This is a genomic window from Rhodobacter capsulatus (genome assembly GCF_005144475.1).
GTDB classification, from domain to species: domain Bacteria; phylum Pseudomonadota; class Alphaproteobacteria; order Rhodobacterales; family Rhodobacteraceae; genus Rhodobacter; species Rhodobacter capsulatus_C.
This window is the reverse complement of sequence record NZ_SWJZ01000111.1, coordinates 1-17,846: the sequence shown is the minus strand read 5'-3', so window position 1 is coordinate 17,846 and position 17,846 is coordinate 1. Positions and strand designations below refer to the sequence as shown.

18 protein-coding genes and 1 tRNA gene are annotated in these 17,846 nt (G+C 67.7%); 10 read left to right on the top strand and 9 right to left on the bottom strand.

All coding sequences use genetic code 11. The annotated features are described in order from the left end of the window. Positions 1–106 precede the first annotated feature (106 nt). From FBT96_RS18875 to FBT96_RS18840, 8 genes are all read right to left on the bottom strand, one after another. Positions 107–1,195 carry a 2'-deoxycytidine 5'-triphosphate deaminase gene (locus FBT96_RS18875; protein WP_136909404.1) on the bottom strand — a complete coding sequence of 363 codons (1,089 nt, stop codon included), beginning with the start codon at positions 1,193–1,195 and terminating at the stop codon, positions 107–109. A gap of 72 nt (positions 1,196–1,267) precedes the next feature. Then, a tRNA-Pro gene (locus tag FBT96_RS18870) sits at positions 1,268–1,345 on the bottom strand. 91 nt (positions 1,346–1,436) lie between these two features. After that, entirely contained in the window at positions 1,437–3,485 is a 2,049-nt protein-coding gene (locus tag FBT96_RS21385) for a MerR family transcriptional regulator (RefSeq protein ID WP_249306570.1), read from the bottom strand. A gap of 55 nt (positions 3,486–3,540) precedes the next feature. Beyond that, complete coding sequence (gene ihfA, locus FBT96_RS18860; RefSeq protein ID WP_013067636.1) at positions 3,541–3,843, bottom strand: integration host factor subunit alpha; 303 nt, start codon at positions 3,841–3,843, stop codon at positions 3,541–3,543. Between the two features lie 111 nt (positions 3,844–3,954). Beyond that, a complete protein-coding gene (locus FBT96_RS18855) occupies positions 3,955–4,929 on the bottom strand; it encodes a beta-ketoacyl-ACP synthase III (RefSeq protein WP_136909402.1) in 975 nt (324 codons plus the stop codon). After that, entirely contained in the window at positions 4,926–6,017 is a 1,092-nt protein-coding gene (gene plsX / locus FBT96_RS18850) for a phosphate acyltransferase PlsX (RefSeq protein WP_136909400.1), read from the bottom strand. Before plsX ends, FBT96_RS18855 begins: the two co-directional genes overlap by 4 nt. Positions 6,018–6,140: 123 nt before the next feature. Further along, positions 6,141–6,347, bottom strand: a complete 207-nt coding sequence (rpmF, locus tag FBT96_RS18845) for a 50S ribosomal protein L32 (RefSeq protein WP_013067633.1) — start codon at positions 6,345–6,347, stop codon at positions 6,141–6,143. A 198-nt stretch (positions 6,348–6,545) separates the two neighbouring features. Further along, positions 6,546–7,112 carry a YceD family protein gene (locus tag FBT96_RS18840; protein WP_136909398.1) on the bottom strand — a complete coding sequence of 189 codons (567 nt, stop codon included), beginning with the start codon at positions 7,110–7,112 and terminating at the stop codon, positions 6,546–6,548. Positions 7,113–7,224: 112 nt separating this feature from the next. On the opposite strand from FBT96_RS18840, the gene FBT96_RS18835 reads away from it, so the two are divergent. From FBT96_RS18835 to FBT96_RS18815, 5 genes are all read left to right on the top strand, one after another. Further along, positions 7,225–7,689, top strand: a complete 465-nt coding sequence (locus FBT96_RS18835) for an outer membrane protein assembly factor BamE (RefSeq protein WP_136909396.1) — start codon at positions 7,225–7,227, stop codon at positions 7,687–7,689. A gap of 146 nt (positions 7,690–7,835) precedes the next feature. Beyond that, positions 7,836–8,594, top strand: a complete 759-nt coding sequence (locus FBT96_RS18830) for a GNAT family N-acetyltransferase (protein ID WP_136909394.1) — start codon at positions 7,836–7,838, stop codon at positions 8,592–8,594. 193 nt (positions 8,595–8,787) lie between these two features. Then, entirely contained in the window at positions 8,788–10,602 is a 1,815-nt protein-coding gene (locus tag FBT96_RS18825) for an ABC-F family ATP-binding cassette domain-containing protein (protein ID WP_136909392.1), read from the top strand. A gap of 88 nt (positions 10,603–10,690) precedes the next feature. Then, on the top strand, positions 10,691–10,945 hold the full coding sequence (locus FBT96_RS18820) for a putative hemolysin (RefSeq protein ID WP_136909390.1): 255 nt from the start codon (positions 10,691–10,693) through the stop codon (positions 10,943–10,945). 89 nt (positions 10,946–11,034) lie between these two features. Continuing rightward, entirely contained in the window at positions 11,035–12,138 is a 1,104-nt protein-coding gene (locus FBT96_RS18815) for a CaiB/BaiF CoA transferase family protein (RefSeq protein ID WP_136909388.1), read from the top strand. A 42-nt stretch (positions 12,139–12,180) separates the two neighbouring features. On the opposite strand, the gene FBT96_RS18810 is transcribed toward FBT96_RS18815, so the two are convergent. After that, complete coding sequence (locus FBT96_RS18810; RefSeq protein WP_136909386.1) at positions 12,181–12,927, bottom strand: DsbA family protein; 747 nt, start codon at positions 12,925–12,927, stop codon at positions 12,181–12,183. 149 nt (positions 12,928–13,076) lie between these two features. Here FBT96_RS18810 and FBT96_RS18805 point away from each other — a divergent pair, with 149 nt between their 5' ends. The 5 genes from FBT96_RS18805 to FBT96_RS18790 are packed head-to-tail and all read left to right on the top strand — an operon-like array spanning position 13,077 to position 17,742. Continuing rightward, entirely contained in the window at positions 13,077–14,216 is a 1,140-nt protein-coding gene (locus FBT96_RS18805) for a pyridoxal phosphate-dependent aminotransferase (protein ID WP_136909384.1), read from the top strand. Positions 14,217–14,271: 55 nt separating this feature from the next. Further along, on the top strand, positions 14,272–15,489 hold the full coding sequence (locus FBT96_RS18800; protein WP_136909383.1) for an N-acetylmuramoyl-L-alanine amidase: 1,218 nt from the start codon (positions 14,272–14,274) through the stop codon (positions 15,487–15,489). 31 nt (positions 15,490–15,520) lie between these two features. Next, positions 15,521–15,745, top strand: a complete 225-nt coding sequence (locus FBT96_RS20895; RefSeq protein WP_169583617.1) for a hypothetical protein — start codon at positions 15,521–15,523, stop codon at positions 15,743–15,745. Between the two features lie 39 nt (positions 15,746–15,784). Continuing rightward, positions 15,785–16,078: a DUF485 domain-containing protein gene (locus FBT96_RS18795; RefSeq protein ID WP_136909382.1), complete on the top strand. Its 294-nt coding sequence runs from the start codon at positions 15,785–15,787 to the stop codon at positions 16,076–16,078. Positions 16,079–16,086: 8 nt separating this feature from the next. Continuing rightward, positions 16,087–17,742, top strand: coding sequence for a cation acetate symporter (locus FBT96_RS18790; RefSeq protein ID WP_136909381.1), 1,656 nt, complete (start codon positions 16,087–16,089; stop codon positions 17,740–17,742). Positions 17,743–17,846: the final 104 nt, after the last annotated feature.

The following is a 17,846-nucleotide window of genomic DNA, read 5'->3' as shown; positions in this document are numbered from 1 at the left end:
CCCCCCCCCCCCCCCCCCCCCCCCCCCCCCCCCCCCCCCCCCCCCCCCCCCCCCCCCCCCCCCCCCCCCCCCCCGGGTCGCCGCGGGCAATGCCGCGGCGAAATCGTCACCCGGCCCGGAAATGCTTGGCGAGCTTCAGCCCCTGGCCCTGATAGTTCGAGGCGATCCCGGCGCCATAAAGCCGCTCCGGCCGTTCGGCCATGCGCTCATAGACCAGCCGCCCCACCACCTGCCCATGTTCCAGCACGAAGGGCGCCTCGTGGCAGCGCACTTCCAGCACGCCCTTGGAGCCTTCGCCCCCCGCCGCCCCATGCCCGAAACCGGGGTCGAAGAAGCCCGCGTAATGCACCCGGAACTCGCCCACCATGGCCAGATAGGGCGCCATCTCGGCGGCGAAATCGGGCGGGATCACCACCGCCTCGCGGCTGACCAGAATATAGAAGGCGCCGGGGTCAAGGATGATCCGCCCCTCGCGCGTGCGGACCTCCTCCCAGAAATCCGAGGCCGGGTAATGCGCGATCCGGTCCAGATCGATCACCCCGGTATGCGGCTTCGCCCGGTAGCCGACCAGATCGCCTTCCGCGGGGCGCAGATCGACGGAAAAGCCGAGGCCATGGTCGATCACCGCCCCGCCGCGCCCCATGCCGCTCACCAGCGGTTCGGCCGCATGCAGCGCCTTCAGCTCCGGGTCCGAGAGCGCCGCTTGCCCGGCGCGAAAGCGGATCTGGTTGAGCCGCATCCCCGGCCGCACCAGCACCGAAAACGAGCGCGGGCAGATCTCGGCGTAAAGCGGCCCGGCGTAACCCTCGGGAATGCGGTCGAATTCCGTGCCGTCATCGGTGATCACCCGGGTCAGCAGATCGAGCCGCCCGGTCGAGCTTTTCGCATTCGACACCGCGGTCAGACCGGCGGGCAGAGCCAGGTGCTCCATCAGCGGCACCAGATAGACGCAGCCCTTTTCCAGCACCGCGCCCTCGGCAAGGCGCATCCGGTGCATCTCGAACTCGGCCAGTTTCGTCTCGACCCGCTGGCCCCGGCCCGCCAGAAACGAGGCGCGGATGCGATAGGCGACATCGCCCAGGCGCAGATCAAGGCTGGCGGGCTGGATCTGTTCGGGGGTCACCGGACGGGCGGCGGCAATCTCGCCGCGGGCGATCATCGCGCGCAGGGCGCGGTCGGGAAGAACACCATGCATCATCGCGGCCTCGCGCAACAGGAGTGGATCAAAAAAGAACGCCCACTCCGCAAGGAGTGAGCGTTCTTTTGATGGTCGGGCCGGTGAGATTCGAACTCACGACCTTCCGCCCCCCAGACGGACGCGCTAACCAGGCTGCGCCACGGCCCGACGAGGCGCATATAGAGCCATTGCGCCCCCGGGTGCAAGCGGCAAAACGCAATTTTTTGCACGGACTTGCGGGCAGGGGCGGCGGGCATCCTCAGCGCCGCGCCGGAACCGGCCGGGGCGGCTGCGCCAGACGGCCCGCCAGCCGCACCAGACGGTCATGCGCCGCCAGAAGCCGCATCCGCTCGATCGGCGACAGCGCGTCGGGGGCGAAGCGCGTCAGATCCTCGCGCAAGGCGCCGAGAGGATTCGCCGTCGGATCGATCTGCCCGGCCGCGGCCAGTTCCACCTGCAGCGGCGCGGTGCCGCTCAGGATCAGCGACACCACCCGGTCGAGCGGATCGAAGTCCGACGCCGGTTCGGCGGCGGGCTCGGGCTCCGGTTCGGGCTCCGCTTCCGGCGGCGCGACGAAGACCAGAATCGGCTCGGGCGCGACGGCGGCGGCCGGGATCCCCGCCACGGGCAGGGGCGCGGCAATCGGCTCGGCCTCCGGCACGGTTTCGGGCACGGCTTCGGGCGCGAAAACCGGCTCGGGCGCGAAAACGGGTTCGGGCGGCGGCGCGGGTTTCGGCGCGGCTTTGGGGGGCGGCGCGATGTAATCAAAAAGCGAGCCCTGAATCGGCAGCTGCGGCTCCGGTTCCGAGGCAGGCGCGGGCGCGGGGGCCGGCCCGGGTTCGGGCTCAGGCTCGGGCTCGGGCGCCCCCACCGCCGCGGGACGCGCCAGCGGCCGGGGCGCGATGAAGCGATAGGCGATGTCCTCGAAGGGCGGCTCGTCCTCGATCTCCGCCGCGGGGCCGGGCGCAATCTCAAGGGCCGGTTCGACGGCTGCCGCGACAGGGCGCTCGGGCACCGGCTCGGGCAGTGGCAGCGCGGCCGGTTCGAGCTCGAACGGCTCGGCCGCGGCCCGCGCCGCGGCGGCGACCTGGGCGGCCAGTTCCGCCTCGGCCTTGGCCCGCGCCGCTTCCGCCCGGGCGTTTTCGGCCTCGCGGCGCAGCCGCTGCAGTTCGGCCCGCACCGCCTCGGCCTCGCGGCGGGCCTGCTCGACCGCCGCCTGCGCGGCTTCCAGCGCCCGCGCCTCGGCCTCGATCCGGGCCCGTTCGATCCGACGCTCCGCGTCGATCCGGTCCAGGTCGTCCTGGCTCAAACTCGGTTCGGCCGGTGCGCCGAGATCCTCCAAAGCCTCGGCCGATTCGGGCTCCGGGACAGACATCGCCGGAAAATCAGCCGGTTCCGGCGTCTCGGGGGCGAGGGCCAGGTCTTCCGCCGCGACCTCTTCGAGCGCTTCCGTCAGCGGCTCCGAGATCGGCTCTTCCAGTGCGGCTTCGGCGGCGGGTTCCGATTCCTCAGGAAGGAACTCCGGTTCTTCTGCGGCGATTTCCTCGGGCGTTTCCGGCAACAGCTCCGAGATCGGCTCTTCCAGCGCGGCTTCGGCGGCCAGTTCCGATTCCTCGGAAACGAACTCCGCTTCTTCTGCGGCGACTTCTTCGGGCGCTTCAGTCAAAAGCTCGGCGACCGGATTTTCCTGCGCCGCTTCGGCGGCCAATTCCGGCTCCTCGGGGAGGGGGGCCAGTGCTTCTGCGGCGACTTCCTCGGTCGCTTCGGTCAGAAGTTCGGCGATCAGATTTTCCTGCGCCGCCTCGGCAGCTGATTCCGATTCCTCGGGCGCTTCCGCCAGCAGCTCCGCGACCGGATTTTCCTGCACCGCTTCGGCGGCGGGTTCCGATTCCTCAGGAAGGAAGGCCGCTTCGTCCGCCGCGACCTCCTCGGGCGTTTCCGCCTGCAACGCCGAAACCGGCGCGTCCGGCATCGGCTCGGCGGCCGGATCCGTCACGCTTTCGGGCATGGGCTCGCGCGGCAGGTTGGCGCCCAGCATCTCGGCCCCAAGCGCCGAAACCTTCTTCGCGCCTTGCGATTTCAGCCGCGCCTGCGCTTCCTTGATCGGCAACGCCTCGACCTGCAGCAGGTGCTTGATCCCCACCAGCAACGCAACATCGGCCGGGCGATAATAGCGCCGCCCGCCCGCCCGCTTCACCGGCTTGATCTGCGGAAATTTGCTTTCCCAGAATCGCAGCACATGCGTCGGGGTTTCGAGGAGCTCTGCCACCTCGGTAATCGTACGGAAGGCCTCGGCTGACTTCGTCATCGCGGCGCGATCATCCCCTGCTCGGGCTCAATTCGGTGAACCGGTTCAACCGGTCCTATTTTGCGTTGCCTTCGGCGACCCGGTCCTTCATCAGATGCGAGGGCCGGAACGACAGCACCCGACGCGGCGAAATCGGCACTTCCTCGCCGGTCTTCGGGTTGCGCCCCATGCGCGAGGTCTTGTCGCGCACGGAAAACGTGCCAAAGGACGAGATCTTGACCGTCTCGCCGCGCACCAGCGCGTCGGACATGTGTTGCAACACGGTTTCGACCAACTGCGCGGATTCATTGCGGCTCAGCCCGACTTCGCGGAACACGGCCTCGCTCAAATCCATGCGGGTCAGGGTTTTCTCTGACATCTCAATCCCCCGGGAGTGATATGGATCACGATGGGGGCAAGTATTTCCCGAGTCAATATCAATGACTTGCGCGGCAAGGTTGAGACGGCTTTTTCCACCGCAATCGCGTCTTTACCAGCGCAGGACGACCGATCCCCAGGCCAGACCGCCGCCAATCGCCTCGGTCACGATCAGATCGCCCGCCTTGATCTGCCCGCGCGCCCGCGCCGTCGAGAGCGCCAGGGGAATCGATGCGGCAGAGGTGTTGCCGTGATCGGCCACCGTCACCACCACCCGCTCCATCGGCACCTGCATCCGTTCCGCCGTGGCGGTGATGATGCGCAGATTGGCCTGATGCGGCACGATCCAGCTCACGTCGTCGGGCGTCAGACCGGCCTTTTCAAGCGCCGTATGCGCGGTTTCGGCCAGTTTCGACACGGCGTGCTTGAAGACCGCATTGCCCTGCATCCGCAGATGGCCGGAGCGGCCGTTGGTCGACACGCCGCCATCGACGTAAAGCAATTCCCGGTAGCGGCCGTCCGAATGCAGGTCTGTCGCCAGAATGCCGCGGTCCGCGGCCGTGCCCGCGCCCTCGGCCGCTTCGACGATCAGCGCCCCGGCGCCGTCGCCAAAGAGAACGCAGGTGCCCCGGTCGGCCCAGTCCATGATCCGCGAAAACGTCTCGGCGCCGATCACCAGCACCCGTTTCGCCTGACCCGACAGGATCATCCCGTTCGCATTCGCCAGCGCAAAGACGAAGCCGGCGCAGACCGCCTGCACGTCAAAGGCAAAGGCATTGGTGTTGCCAAGCCCCGCCTGCACCATCGTCGCGACCGACGGGAAGGTGAAATCCGGCGTCGAGGTCGCGACCACGATCGCATCGATATCGGCCGCGTTCAGCCCCGCATCCGCCAGCGCCGCCTCGGCCGCCCTGATCGCCAGCTGCGAGGTGGTTTCCCCCTCGGCCGCGAAATGGCGCCGTTCGATCCCGGTGCGGGACCGGATCCATTCATCCGTCGTGTCGAGCTTGCCCTCGAACTCGGCATTCTCCACCACGCGGGCGGGCAGGTAATGCCCCACGCCACGGACCACCGCTCTGATCGTCATTTTGCGTTCTCGATTCCTGCCTCCGCCGAGGCTGCATCCTGACCGTTTGCTGACGCAAGGGCAACCCGGGCCGCAAGACGTTCGGCAAAGCCCAGACCGGCCAGTCGCGCCGCAAGGTCGATGGCCGCCGCCACCCCCGTCGCATCGGCGCCGCCATGCGACTTGATCACCGTGCCGTTCAGGCCGAGGAACACCCCGCCATTGACCCGGCGCGGGTCGATCTTCGCCTTCAGCCGCTTCAGCGCCCCCGAGGCCAGCAGCGCCCCGATCTTCGAAAGAAGGCTCGAGGTGAAGGCCTCGCGCATCAGCTCGCCCGCGAATTTCGCCGTGCCCTCGCCGGTCTTCAGCGCGACATTGCCGGTGAAGCCGTCGGTGACGATCACGTCGACGCGCGATCCGGGCAGGTCGGTGCCCTCGACAAAGCCGACGAACTCATAGCCGCCCGCGGTCTCCATCGCGCCGATCATCTCGGCGGCGGTCTTCAGCTCGGCATGGCCCTTGTGTTCTTCGGTGCCGACATTGAGCAGACCGACCCGCGGCCGCTCCAGCCCCAGCGCGTTGCGGGCATAGGAAGAGCCCATCAGCGCATAGGTCAGCAGATCCCGGGCCTCGGCCTTCACATCCGCGCCCATGTCCAGCATGATATTGAACCCCGAAGGATTCTTGCACGGCCAGAAGGCAGCGATGGCGGGCCGGTTCACGCCGGGCATCTTGCGCAGCCGCAGCATCGAGACCGCCATCAGCGCGCCGGTATTGCCGCAAGACACCGCGACCTGCGCCGCGCCATCGCGCACCGCATCGATCGTCGACCACATCGAGGTGTCCTTGCCGCCGCGCATCACCGCCGCGGGCTTGTCATGCATCGTGACGACGCCGGTCGCATGACGGATCGTCACGCAAGACGCCAGCTTGCGCGCCTTGACCAGCGGCGCCAGCTCGGCTTCGGGGCCGTGCACGAGAAACTTCAGATCGGGATAGGTCCGGCGCGCAAGGGCGATCCCGTCAAGGACGGCCGCGGGGCCCCGGTCGCCCCCCATTGCATCGATCGACAGCACGAGCGGGGCGGAAACCGGAACGCCGGAAATCAAAGCGCCGGAACTAACCGGCGCTTGAGCGACTGCAGGGCAGCCGCGACTTGACGGGACGTCAGCTTCTGCTCCCACCGCGGTCGTCTCCTGTTTGAACAGTTTGACCATGGCGGAGGGACGGGCTTACGCCGCGTCGTCGTCCAGATCGACTTCGGCCGCTTGCGCAACCACTTCGCGGTCGTCGTAGTGGCCACAGGCGCCGCAAACGTGGTGCGGGCGCTTCAGTTCGCCACAGTTCGGGCACGAAGCCGGGTTGGCGGCCACAAGGGCATCATGCGCGCGGCGCATGTTACGACGGGAGCGCGTGACTCGGTTCTGCGGGACGGCCATGTGTCTAACCTCGGTTCTGGGGGCGCAAGGCCCTGTTTTTCCTGGGGTTTCGTCACGGCAGCCAGTGGCGGACCGGGGGCGAACCCTGCGTTCGAATGAGGCCGGGAACATACTGCAGTTCCGCCCCGTTGCAAGCCCTTTTCGCAGCTTTTTTCGGCATCGTCGCAACGGCGTCGCAACCGGGCCGAAAAGCCGCGCTCAGGACTTGTCGTTCTCCTCCCCGGTCTTGCCGCCCAGAAGGCTTTTCAGATTGGCGAAGGGGCGGGTGTCCTCGTCGCGGATCGGCGCGGCCCCGGGCGGGGCGGCCTGCGCCGCGACCGGCGCGGCATCGGGCGCATGCGGATAAAGCGGCAGCGCCAGTTCCAGCACCTCGAGCGCGACCGCGCCCAGATCGATGCGGTCGGGCAGCGGCTCGGCATCGGTATCCTCGGGGATCTCGATTTCGTCGCCCGCGGGCGTTTCCATCTGCGCCAGATAGCGCCGGGCCACGGTTTCGCGCAAATCGGTGCGGACGGGCGCCAGCGTCACCACGCAGGCCTGCACGGCGCGGGCGGTGAATTCGGCGTCCAGCGCCCAGTCGTTGCGGCCGGTGGGCGTCAGCGTGCCCTTGAGCCGCAGGCTTTCCAGCGCCTCGATGCCCGCCCAGGCGGCGATGGCGGCGCAGGTGGCGGCATCGGGGGCGATGTCGAAGCGGGTGGGCTTGCGCGCGGCCAGCTCGGCGGGGCGCAGCGCATGGCTGAAGGGCAGGGCATCGGTGTCGGTCATCACGGTCTCCGGGATCGCAAGCGGGTCAGGACGGTCGAGGCGCTTGAGGGCGGCGGCATCCTGTTGTAATCGGGATAGAAGGCCCGAGGTCACGAGGCAAGAGGGGGTAGGCTTGAGCAGCACGTTCGGAATTCGCCGCATGGCGCGTTATGTCACCGTTGCGGCGGTGCTGTTCGCGGCGGGCTGCACCCCGATCTATCAAAACCACGGCTATGTGCCGACCGAAACCGAACTGGCAAAGATCGAGGTCGGCAAAAGCTCGCGCGAGGAAGTCTCGGCGGTGATCGGCCGTCCCTCCTCGATGGGGGTTCTGCAGGGCTCGGGCTGGTTCTATGTCGGCTCGCGCTGGAAGCATTACGGCGCGCGGGCGCCGCAGGAAATCGACCGGCAGGTGGTGGCGATCAGCTTCGACGACACCGGCATGGTCGAGAATGTCGAGCGCTTCGGGATGGAGCGGGGCGAGCTTGTGGTGCTGTCGCGCCGGGTCACGAAGAGCAACATCAAGGGGCTGGGCCTGATCCGCGAGCTGATGGGCTCGTTCGGGCGGGTGTCGGCGGGCAAGCTGCTCGACGACTGACCGGGGCCGGGGCCCCTCAGGCGGGTCCCGCCAGACGGGTCCCGTCACGGGAAACCTGCCGGACGGGGCGCTTCGGTCGCAGCCGAATGTCTTTTCGCTGTCAGGTCTTTGCCGTAGGATCGGCGCGACTGATCCCGGGGGAGCCGATGTTTTCGCTTTCGAGGGGCCGTTACGCGGCCCGACTCGCGCAATCGCAGGCGGATGTGCAGGCGGCGCAGGCGCTGCGCTGGCGGGCCTTCGTCTCGGCCCGCGGCCGCGGCATGACCACAGATGCGGCGCTGGATGCCGATGCGTTCGACGCGGCCTGCCGCCATGTGCTGGTCGAGGAGACGGGCAGCGGCCGGCTGGTGTGCTGCTTCCGTCTGCTGCCGCTGGAAAGCGGGCGCGAGCTGCACCGCAGCTATGCGGCGCAATTCTATGACCTGACGCCGCTTTCGGCCTATGCCGGGCGGATGCTGGAGATGGGCCGCTTCTGCGTCGATCCCGACTGCCGCGATCCCGACATCCTGCGCCTTGCCTGGGGGGCGGTGACGCGGCTCGTCGATGCCGAGGGAATCGAGATGCTGTTTGGCTGCTCGTCCTTCCTGACCACCGATTTCGACAGCTGCGCCGATGCCTTCGCGGTTCTGGCCGAGCGCCATCTGGCGCCGAAACGCTGGCGGGTGCGGGTGAAGGCGCCGAAGGTGATCCGCTATGCGCGCAAGCTTCTGGGCCGCAAGGGCGATCCGAAACAGGCGATGCTGAAGATGCCGCCGCTGCTGCGGTCCTATCTGGGCATGGGCGGCTGGGTCTCGGATCATGCGGTGGTCGACGAGGATCTGGGCACGCTGCATGTGTTCACCGGCCTTGAGATCGGCGCGATCCCGCCCGAGCGCGCCCGCGCGCTGCGGCTGGTGGCCGGGTAGGGGGGCGCTGCCCCCCTCGGGCTTTGCCCTCACCCCCCGGGATATTTGCGCCAAGGTGAAAGGGCATTCGGGGGCTGCTTTCATCTTGTCCACTTTCACCTTGGCCGAAATATCCCGGGGGAGTCCGCTTGCGGACGGGGGCGGCGCCCCCATCCCCGTTGACCTTTTGGCGCCGCCCGGCTAGCGGGGTGCCATGGCACGCGCACCTCTTCTCCAGCTCTCCTCGATCTCGCTGACCTTCGGCGGCACCCCCCTTTATGACGGGCTCGACCTGACCGTGCAGGAGGGCGACCGCGTCGCGCTTGTCGGCCGCAACGGCTCGGGCAAATCGACGCTGATGAAGGTGATGGCGGGGCTGGTCGAACCCGACAAGGGCGGCCGCACCGTGCCCACCGGCACCCGCGTCGGCTACATGGAGCAGGAGCCGGATCTGTCCGCTTTCGCGACCTTGGGCGATTACGCCGCCTCGGGGCTGGCCGAGGCCGAGCGCTACCGCATCGAGATGGTGGCCGAGGGGCTGAAATTCCGCCCCGAGGCCCCCGTCGCCACCGCCTCGGGCGGCGAGCGGCGCCGGGCGGCTTTGGCGAAACTGCTGGCCGAGGCGCCCGAGCTGATGCTGCTCGACGAGCCGACGAACCACCTTGATATTCAGGCGATCGGCTGGCTGGAGGACTTTCTGCGCGACACCCGCACGGCTTACGTGCTGATTTCGCACGACCGCGCCTTTTTGCGCCATCTGACGCAGGCGGTTCTGTGGATCGACCGCGGTCAGGTGCGGCGGCTGGAAAAGGGCTTCGAACATTTCGAGGACTGGCGCGAAACCACCTGGGCCGAGGAGGACGAGGCCCGCCACAAGCTGGACCGCAAGATCAAGGCCGAGGCGAAATGGGCGGTCGAGGGGATCTCGGCGCGCAGGAAGCGCAACATGGGCCGGGTCCGGGCGCTGCAGGCGCTGCGGGCCGAACGCGCCGGGCAGATCCGCCGGCAGGGCACCGCCCTGATGGAGCTGGAAAGCGGTCCGGCCTCGGGCAAGCGGGTGATCGAGGCGAAGGGGCTGGTCAAGACCTTTGGCGACAAGGCGATCGTCAAGGGCTTCGATCTGCGCGTGCTGCGCGGCGACCGGGTGGCTTTCGTCGGCCCGAATGGCGTGGGCAAGACGACGCTTCTGAAGATGCTGACCGGCGAGCTGGCCCCCGATGCGGGGACGGTCACCCATGGCACCAATCTGGACATGGCGGTCTTCGATCAGACCCGCTCGACGCTCGATTTCTCGATGACGCTGTGGGACGGGCTGGTGAACGATCCCGAGATGCGGGTCTCGGGCCGGTCCGATCAGGTGATGGTGCGCGGCCAGCCCAAACATGTGGTGGCGTACCTCAAGGATTTCCTTTTTGACGAAAGCCAGGCCCGGGCGCCGATCGGCTCGCTTTCGGGCGGCGAACGGGCGCGGCTTTTGCTGGCGCGGATCATGGCCAAGCCCTCGAACCTTCTGGTGCTGGACGAGCCGACGAACGATCTGGACGTCGAAACCCTGGATCTTTTGCAAGATATCCTGGGCGAATACGACGGCACGGTGCTTCTGGTCAGCCACGACCGTGATTTCATCGACCGCGTCGCCAGCACGACGATCGCCATGGAAGGCGACGGGCGGGCCACCGTCTATGCGGGCGGCTGGACCGATTATCAGGCGCAAAAGGCGCTGACCGCGGCCCCCGCCGCCGCGCCCGAAAAGGCCGCGCCGAAAAAAACCGCCGAGGCCCCGAAGGAGGCGCCGAAGAAATCCGGCCTGACCTTCACCGAAAAGCATCGGCTCGAGGCCCTGCCCGGGATCATCGAGAAACTCGAACGCGAGATCGGCAAGCTGCACGAGCTGCTCTCGGACGCCGATCTGTTCACCCGCGAGCCGGTGAAATTCGCCAAGGCCTCGGAGATGCTCGTCGAACGCGAAGCGGCGCTGACGGCGGCCGAGGAAGAATGGCTGGCGCTGGAGGAAAAGGCGGCGTCGTGACCCGGCCCCGGGGGCGCAATCATCGCTGGCTCCGGCCCCGGCTCTGTGGGATGCTGGCGGCATGCGTCCCGTGTCATTCGAGGTCACGATGAAATATCTTCCGTTGTTGCTGCTTGTCCTTGCCGCCTGTACCGAGGCCACCCCGCCCGCCGACAAACCTGTGGGCATGGCCAACCCGGCCGCCGTTTTCTGTGTCGATCAAGGCGGCGAGGTGCTGCTCAACGACATGACGCCGGGGGGCGATGCCACCTGCAAGCTGCCCGACGGGCGCAAGGTCGGCGAATGGGAATATTACAACGAGCACCACCGCCCCGACCCGGCCGCACCGGCTGACGCAGCGTAACTTTCAAACCGGCTTCCCCTTCACCTTGGCGCAAATATCCTGCGGGGGTCCGGGGGCGCAAAGCCCCCGGCCTTTTCAGGGGGAATTGCATGACCACGGGCCCATTGGCAGGACTGCGCATCGTCGAGATTTCGGGCCTTGGGCCGACGCCCTTCACCGCGCAACTTCTGGCCGACATGGGGGCCGAGGTGATCCGCATTGCCCGTCCCGGCGCCCGCGGCGCGGCGGCGCATGTGCTGGGCCTTGACGTCGACCCGCTCGACCGGGGCCGCGACGTGCTGGAGCTGGATCTGAAAGCGCCCGAGGGCAAGGCGGTCGCCCGCAAGCTGATCACCCGCGCCGATGCGCTGATCGAGGGGATGCGGCCGGGCGCGATGGAGCGGCTGGGCCTTGGTCCGGCGGATTTTCCCGAGCACCCGCGGCTGGTCTATGGCCGCATGACCGGTTGGGGCCAAAGCGGACCGCTGGCGCAGACCGCCGGGCATGACATCAATTACATTGCGCTCTCGGGCGCGCTGGCGGCCATCGGCACCGCCGAGACGCCGGTTTTGCCGCTGAACCTTGTCGGCGATTTCGGCGGCGGCGGGCTTTATCTGGCCTTCGGGATGCTCGCCGCGATTCTTCATGCCCGCGCCACCGGGCAGGGGCAGGTGGTCGATGCGGCGATCACCGACGGGGTGGCGCATCTGATGGGGATGATCTCGGGGATGGCGGGGCAGGGGCTTTGGGCGGCGCCGCGCGGCGGCAATCTGCTCGATGGCGGCGTGCCTTACTACGGCGTCTATCGCTGCGGCTGTGGCGGGCATTTCGCCATCGGCCCGCTCGAGGAAAAATTCTGGGCGGAATTTCAGCGCCTTGCGGGCTTTGCCCCGGGCGAGTTGCCCGACCGGTCCGAGCCGTCCAACTGGCCCGCCCTGCGTGCGGCTTTGGCGGCGCGGTTTGCGCAACGAACCCGGGCGGACTGGGAGACGATCTTTGCCGGCTCGGATGCCTGCGCGACACCGGTCCTCAGCCTGAGCGAAGCGGCGGCGCATCCGCACAACCGCGCCCGCGGCGCCTATCTGCTGCATGAGGGGCTGTGCCAGCCCGCCCCGGCGCCGAAACTGTCGCGCACCCCCGGCGCGATCGGGGCGGGATCGGCGCAAAACCGGATCCCGGCGGAAACGGCGCTGGCGCGTTGGGGGGCGGATTGAAAAAGGGGGCCGAAGCCCCCTTGCGACACCCGGTTGACGCGATCAGCCGCGTTCGTCGGCGACGATCTGCGCCATCACCTCGGCGGGGGCATAGCCGCGCAACAGCTGCCCGCCCACCACAAAGGCGGGCGTGCCCGCAATCGCCATCCGCTCGGCCAGCTGCGCATTCGTCCGCAGCACCGCCGTCACCGCCTCGGTGTTCATCTGCGCCAGCACCGCCTTGGCGTCGATCTTCTGCGCCTCGGCCAGCCGCTGCAGGCTCTCGAGCGTGATGTCGCCGCGCACCGCCATCAGCGCGTCATGCACCTTTTCATAGGCCGCGTCGCCCGCCACCTGCCGCGTCGCCACCGCAAACCGCGCCGCCAGCACCGACTGCTCCGACAGGATCGGGAATTCCTTGACCACGAAGCGGATCTTGCCGTCCTTCTTCAGCACCTCGTCGACGACCTCATAGGCCTTCTTGCAATAGGTGCATTTGTAATCGATGAATTCGACCATCGTCACATCGCCCTCCGGGTTGCCACCGACCCAGTCGCCCGCGAAGTTGAAGATGTCCTCGGCATTCGTCTGCACCAGAACCTTGTCATTGTCGGCCTGCGCCGCCTGCTGGCGCTCCTCGAGCTTGTTGATCGCCTCGACCAGAACCTCGGGGTTTTCCATCAGATAGGTTTTCACCGCCTCGCCGAAGGCGGCCTTGTCCGCTGCACTCATCGCCGAAAGATCCAGCGCGGCGGCGGGCGTGCCAAGAACGGCGGCCATCGTCAGGGCGGCAAGGGAGAGGTGTTTCATCGTGGTCCTTTCGGGGCCGTATCAGATCGGCGCGAGAGTGGCCAAAGCCCGCCGCCTGTGCAAGGGAAAAGCAGACCGGCCTTGCCGGTTTCGCCATTGACCCGGGCGGCTTGCGGGCCTATGGCCGCCGCCAAACCACGGAGGAAGCGATGCGTTTTTCGAACCGGGGACAGGTCGATCCCTTCATCGTGATGGATGTGATGGAAGCCGCCCGCGCGGCCGAGGCGGCCGGTCGGCACATCATTCATATGGAGGTGGGGCAGCCCTCGACGCCTGCGCCCGCGCTTGCGCGCAAGGCGATGGCGGCGGCGCTGGAGCGCGACAGTCTGGGTTACACGGTGGCGCTTGGCCTGCCCGAGCTGCGCCGCGGCATCGCCGATCTGTATCAACGTTGGTATGGCGTCGATCTGAACCCCGATCGGGTGGTGGTGACGCCGGGCTCCTCGGGGGCCTTCATCCTGGCCTTTTCGGCGCTGTTCGATGCGGGCGACCGGGTGGCTTTGGGGGCGCCGGGCTATCCGAGCTATCGGCAGATCCTGCGCGCGATGTCGGTGACGCCGGTCGACATCCTGACCCGGGCCGAGAACCGCTTCCAGCCCGTGCCGTCGGAAATTCCCGACGACGTGCAGGGGTTGATCGTCGCCTCGCCGGGCAATCCGTCCGGCACGATGCTGGGCCGGGCCGAGCTTGCCGCGCTGATGACGGCCGCGGCCGAGCGCGATCTGGCCTTCGTCTCGGACGAGATCTACCACGGGCTGCATTACGAGGGCCGCGCGGTCTCGGCGCTGGAAATCGGCGACGAGGCCTGTGTGATCAACTCTTTCTCGAAATATTTCAGCATGACCGGCTGGCGGCTGGGCTGGATGGTGGTGCCCGAAACCCATATCCGCACCGTCGAGCGGCTGGCGCAGAACCTGTTCATCTGCCCTCCCCACGCGTCGCAAATCGCCGCCCTTGCCGCGCTGGACGCGACCGAGGAGCTGGAGGCGAACCGGGCCGTCTATGCGGCGAACCGGGCGCTGATGCTGGATCGGCTGCCGAAGGCGGGCTTCACGAAGATCGCGCCGCCCGATGGCGCCTTCTATATCTATGCCGATGTGTCCGACCTGACCACGGACAGCCGCGCCTTTGCCGCGGAAGTGCTGGAAAAGGCGGGGGTTGCGGTCACGCCGGGGCTCGATTTCGACCCGGTGCGGGGGGCCACGACGCTGCGCTTTTCCTATGCCCGGTCCACGGCGGATATCGAGGAAGGTCTGGACCGGCTCGCCCGCTTCATGGCGAACCGCTGAGCAGGGATTCCCGTGCCGGGGCGCTTGCGCTATAGTGGCGAAAAACGGAGCAGGCATGGCACGGATCTTCCTCGTTCTCGCGGCGCTTTTGGCGCTGGCGGTCCCCGCATCGGCGCAGGGGCCGCAGCTTTCGGCGCTGGCCCGGCTGGAGCCCGCGCGCACCTCGATTGCCCAGCCCTCGGCCTTCGTGACCGAGGTGACGCTGGGCCTGAGCCAGCCGGTGCCGTTCCGCGCCTTTTTGCTCGACGCCCCGCCGCGGCTGGTCGTCGATTTCCGCGAGGTGGATTTTTCCGCTGCCAATCCAAAGGATTACGCGCAAAAGGGGCTTTTGGGCGAGATCCGCTGGGGCGCCTTTCGGCCGGGCTGGTCGCGCTTTGTCGCCGAGCTGACCGGGCCGGTGCGGCTGGTCTCGGCCGAGGAGCGCACGGGCGAGACGCCGAACCTGCATCTGGTGCTGGAACGGGTCGAGGCGACCGAGTTTGTCGCCCGCGACGGCGCCGCGCAATCGGCGCTGTGGGATCTGCCGCAGCCCGCGCCGACGGCCACCCCGCATCGGCGTCAGGACGGATCGGCGCCGCTTCGGGTGGTGCTGGACCCGGGTCACGGCGGTCTGGACCCCGGCGCCGAGGCCGATGGCTATTCCGAAGCGGTGCTGGTGCTGACCTTCGCGCGCGAGCTGAAGGAGGCGCTGACCCGCGCCGGCATCGAGGTGAAGATGACGCGCGAGGAGAACATTTTCGTGCCGCTCGATACCCGGATGACGGTGGCGCATGAGTTCGAGGCCGATCTGTTCCTGTCGCTGCATGCCGATGCCCTGCCCGAGGGCGAGGCGATGGGGGCGACGGTCTATCTGTTCGACGAGACCGCCTCGGACAGCGCGGCGCAGAAACTGGCCGAGCGGCACGACCGCGCCGATCTGCTGGCGGGGGTCGATCTGGCGGGGCATGACGATGCGGTGGCGGGGGTGCTGATGGATCTGGCCCGCACCGAGAGCCAGCCGCGGGCGGTGCGCTTTGGTCAGGTGCTGTCGGGCGCGATCAAGGGCGAGGGGCTCAGGATGCATCGCCATCCGGTGCAGGGGGCGGATTTCGCCGTGCTGCGCTCGCCCGACATTCCCTCGGCGCTGCTGGAACTTGGGTTCATGTCCTCGGATATCGACCGGGCGCGGCTGCATGACGAGGCCTGGCGGACGCAGATGGTGGCGGCGATCACCGCGGGGGTGCAACGCTGGGCCAAGGCCGATGCCGCCGAGGCGCGGCTGTTGCGGCAGTAACCCGGCCCGGGGCGCGACGCCGCTTTTTGCAATGCAGCAGATGCATGGCCGAATCGCGCCCAGCGAATGGGTGACGGTTTGTCGCGGTCATGCCGTTGGAATTGCTCAAGTTTTGGGCAGCAACTTTGCGGCTGTGCAAAGCGGCGTTAACATTTCGACAGGTTTTGCAACATTTTCGACAGGTTTCGCCGGGGGTATCGCGGCGGCCGCGCAAGAATATTTCGCTGCGCTGCCGCGAGGCTTTGCAGATCGTTAACGCGACGATACCGAGACCCGTCAAAATGAGGAGGACGGGATGACACCCATGCATGAGAAGATCCTCGCCAAGCCCGAGTTCAAAGCGCTCGTGGCCCGGCGGAACCGGTTTTCGCTGACGCTGACGGCGCTGATCTGCGCCGTTTATGTGGCTTACATCGGCTTTGCGATCCTGCTGCCCGCGGCCTTTGCGGCGCCGCTTCTGGGGTCGTGGAGCACCGGGCTGATCGCCGGTTTCGGTGTGCTGGCGCTGTCTTTCCTTCTCACCGGCCTCTATTCGCACCGCGCCAATGGCGAGTTCGACCGGATGCTGAAATCCGTTCTGCGCAACTGAGGCCGATGATGATCCGATACATTCTTGCGGCGGCGCTGACCGCCCTGGCGGGACCGGCCCTTGCGGCGGGCGAGGCGATCCAGGGCGCGGTGCAGCAGGCGCCGACGAACTGGACCGCGATCGCGATGTTCCTGTTCTTTGTCGTGGCCACGCTGATCCTGACCGGCTGGGCGGCGAAACGCACCAAATCCACCGCCGATTTCTACACCGCGGGCGGCGGCATCACCGGCTTTCAGAACGGTCTGGCCATTGCGGGCGATTACATGTCGGCGGCGGCGTTTCTGGGCATTTCCGGCATGGTCTTTGCCAAGGGCGTCGATGGCGCGATCTATACGGTCGGCTTCACCGTCGGCTGGCCCTTCATCCTGTTCCTGATCGCCGAGCGGCTGCGCAATCTGGGCAAGTTCACCTTTGCCGACATCACCTCGTTCCGGCTGGAACAGACGCGCATCCGCACGCTCTCGGCGCTTGGCGCGCTGACGGTCGTCGTGTTCTACCTGATCGCGCAGATGGTGGGGGCGGGCAAGCTGATCCAGCTTCTGTTCGGTCTTCCCTACAGTTACGCGGTGATCATGGTGGGCGTGCTGATGGTGCTTTACGTCACCTTCGGCGGCATGCTGGCGACGACCTGGGTGCAGATCGTCAAGGCGGTGATGCTGCTCTCGGGCGCGACGCTTCTGGTGATCCTCGGCCTTGCGCAATTCGGCTTTTCGCCCGAGCGGCTGATGGCCGAGGCGCTGGCCAATCACGCCAAGGGCGCCGCGATCCTGGAGCCGACGCCCCTGGTGACGGATTGGGTGTCGGGCGTGTCGCTGGCCTTGGCGCTGATGTTCGGCCCGGCCGGTCTGCCGCATATCCTGATGCGCTTCTTCACCGTGCCCGACGCGAAAGAGGCCCGCAAATCCGTCTTCTATGCCACCGGATTCGTTGCCTATTTCTTCGTTCTGACGACGACGATCGGGTTTTTGGCCATCACCCTTGTCGGCAAGAACCCCGAGTTCCTCGATGCCAAGGGCATCATCGGCGGCGGCAACATGGCGGCCATTCACCTGGCGCAGGCGGTGGGCGGGAACGTCTTCCTCGGCTTCATCTCGGCGGTGGCTTTCGCGACGATTCTGGCGGTGGTCTCGGGGCTGGCGCTGTCCGGGGCCTCGGCCGTCGCGCATGATCTTTACGCCAATGTGGTGAAAAAGGGCGCCGCGGCCGACAGGGCGGAGATGCGGGTGTCGCGCATTGCGACGCTGGTTCTGGGCGTGCTGGCGATCGTGCTGGGTCTGATGTTCGAGAACCAGAACATCGCCTTCATGGTCGGTCTGGCCTTCGGCCTGGCGGCTTCGGTGAACTTCCCGGTTCTGTTCCTGTCGATCTTCTGGAAGGGCATGACGACGCGCGGCGCCTTTGTCGGCGGGTTGATCGGGCTTGTGGTGTCGATCGTGCTGGTGGTGCTGGGACCGGCGGTCTGGGTCGATGTGTTCAAGTTCGAAACGCCGATCTTCCCCTGGTCGCAATATGCGCTGTTCTCGATGGCGACGACCTTTGGCGCGATCTGGCTCTTTTCGGTCACCGACAAGTCGGCCCGGGCGGCGCTGGACAAGGCGGGCTATGACGCGCAATTCGTGCGCTCGGAAACCGGGCTTGGCGCGGCGGGGGCGGTGGCGCATTGAGCTTTCGCCTCGGGCCTTGCCCGAGGCGACCCGGGGGGGGGGGGGGGGGGGGGGGGGGGGGGGGGGGGGGGGGGGGGGGGGGGGGGGGGGGGGGGGGGGGGGGG

Coding starts and splice junctions, on each gene's coding strand:
- FBT96_RS18805 (WP_136909384.1), top strand. CDS start 13,077: ATGCGTTTTTCGAACCGGGGACAGGTCGATCCCTTCATCGTGATGGAT.
- FBT96_RS18825 (WP_136909392.1), top strand. CDS start 8,788: ATGGCACGCGCACCTCTTCTCCAGCTCTCCTCGATCTCGCTGACCTTC.
- FBT96_RS18830 (WP_136909394.1), top strand. CDS start 7,836: ATGTTTTCGCTTTCGAGGGGCCGTTACGCGGCCCGACTCGCGCAATCG.
- FBT96_RS21385 (WP_249306570.1), bottom strand. CDS start 3,485: ATGACGAAGTCAGCCGAGGCCTTCCGTACGATTACCGAGGTGGCAGAG.
- FBT96_RS18840 (WP_136909398.1), bottom strand. CDS start 7,112: ATGACCGACACCGATGCCCTGCCCTTCAGCCATGCGCTGCGCCCCGCC.
- FBT96_RS18810 (WP_136909386.1), bottom strand. CDS start 12,927: ATGAAACACCTCTCCCTTGCCGCCCTGACGATGGCCGCCGTTCTTGGC.
- FBT96_RS18790 (WP_136909381.1), top strand. CDS start 16,087: ATGATCCGATACATTCTTGCGGCGGCGCTGACCGCCCTGGCGGGACCG.
- FBT96_RS20895 (WP_169583617.1), top strand. CDS start 15,521: ATGCAGCAGATGCATGGCCGAATCGCGCCCAGCGAATGGGTGACGGTT.
- FBT96_RS18815 (WP_136909388.1), top strand. CDS start 11,035: ATGACCACGGGCCCATTGGCAGGACTGCGCATCGTCGAGATTTCGGGC.
- rpmF (WP_013067633.1), bottom strand. CDS start 6,347: ATGGCCGTCCCGCAGAACCGAGTCACGCGCTCCCGTCGTAACATGCGC.
- FBT96_RS18795 (WP_136909382.1), top strand. CDS start 15,785: ATGACACCCATGCATGAGAAGATCCTCGCCAAGCCCGAGTTCAAAGCG.
- FBT96_RS18875 (WP_136909404.1), bottom strand. CDS start 1,195: ATGCATGGTGTTCTTCCCGACCGCGCCCTGCGCGCGATGATCGCCCGC.
- FBT96_RS18820 (WP_136909390.1), top strand. CDS start 10,691: ATGAAATATCTTCCGTTGTTGCTGCTTGTCCTTGCCGCCTGTACCGAG.
- FBT96_RS18800 (WP_136909383.1), top strand. CDS start 14,272: ATGGCACGGATCTTCCTCGTTCTCGCGGCGCTTTTGGCGCTGGCGGTC.
- ihfA (WP_013067636.1), bottom strand. CDS start 3,843: ATGTCAGAGAAAACCCTGACCCGCATGGATTTGAGCGAGGCCGTGTTC.
- FBT96_RS18855 (WP_136909402.1), bottom strand. CDS start 4,929: ATGACGATCAGAGCGGTGGTCCGTGGCGTGGGGCATTACCTGCCCGCC.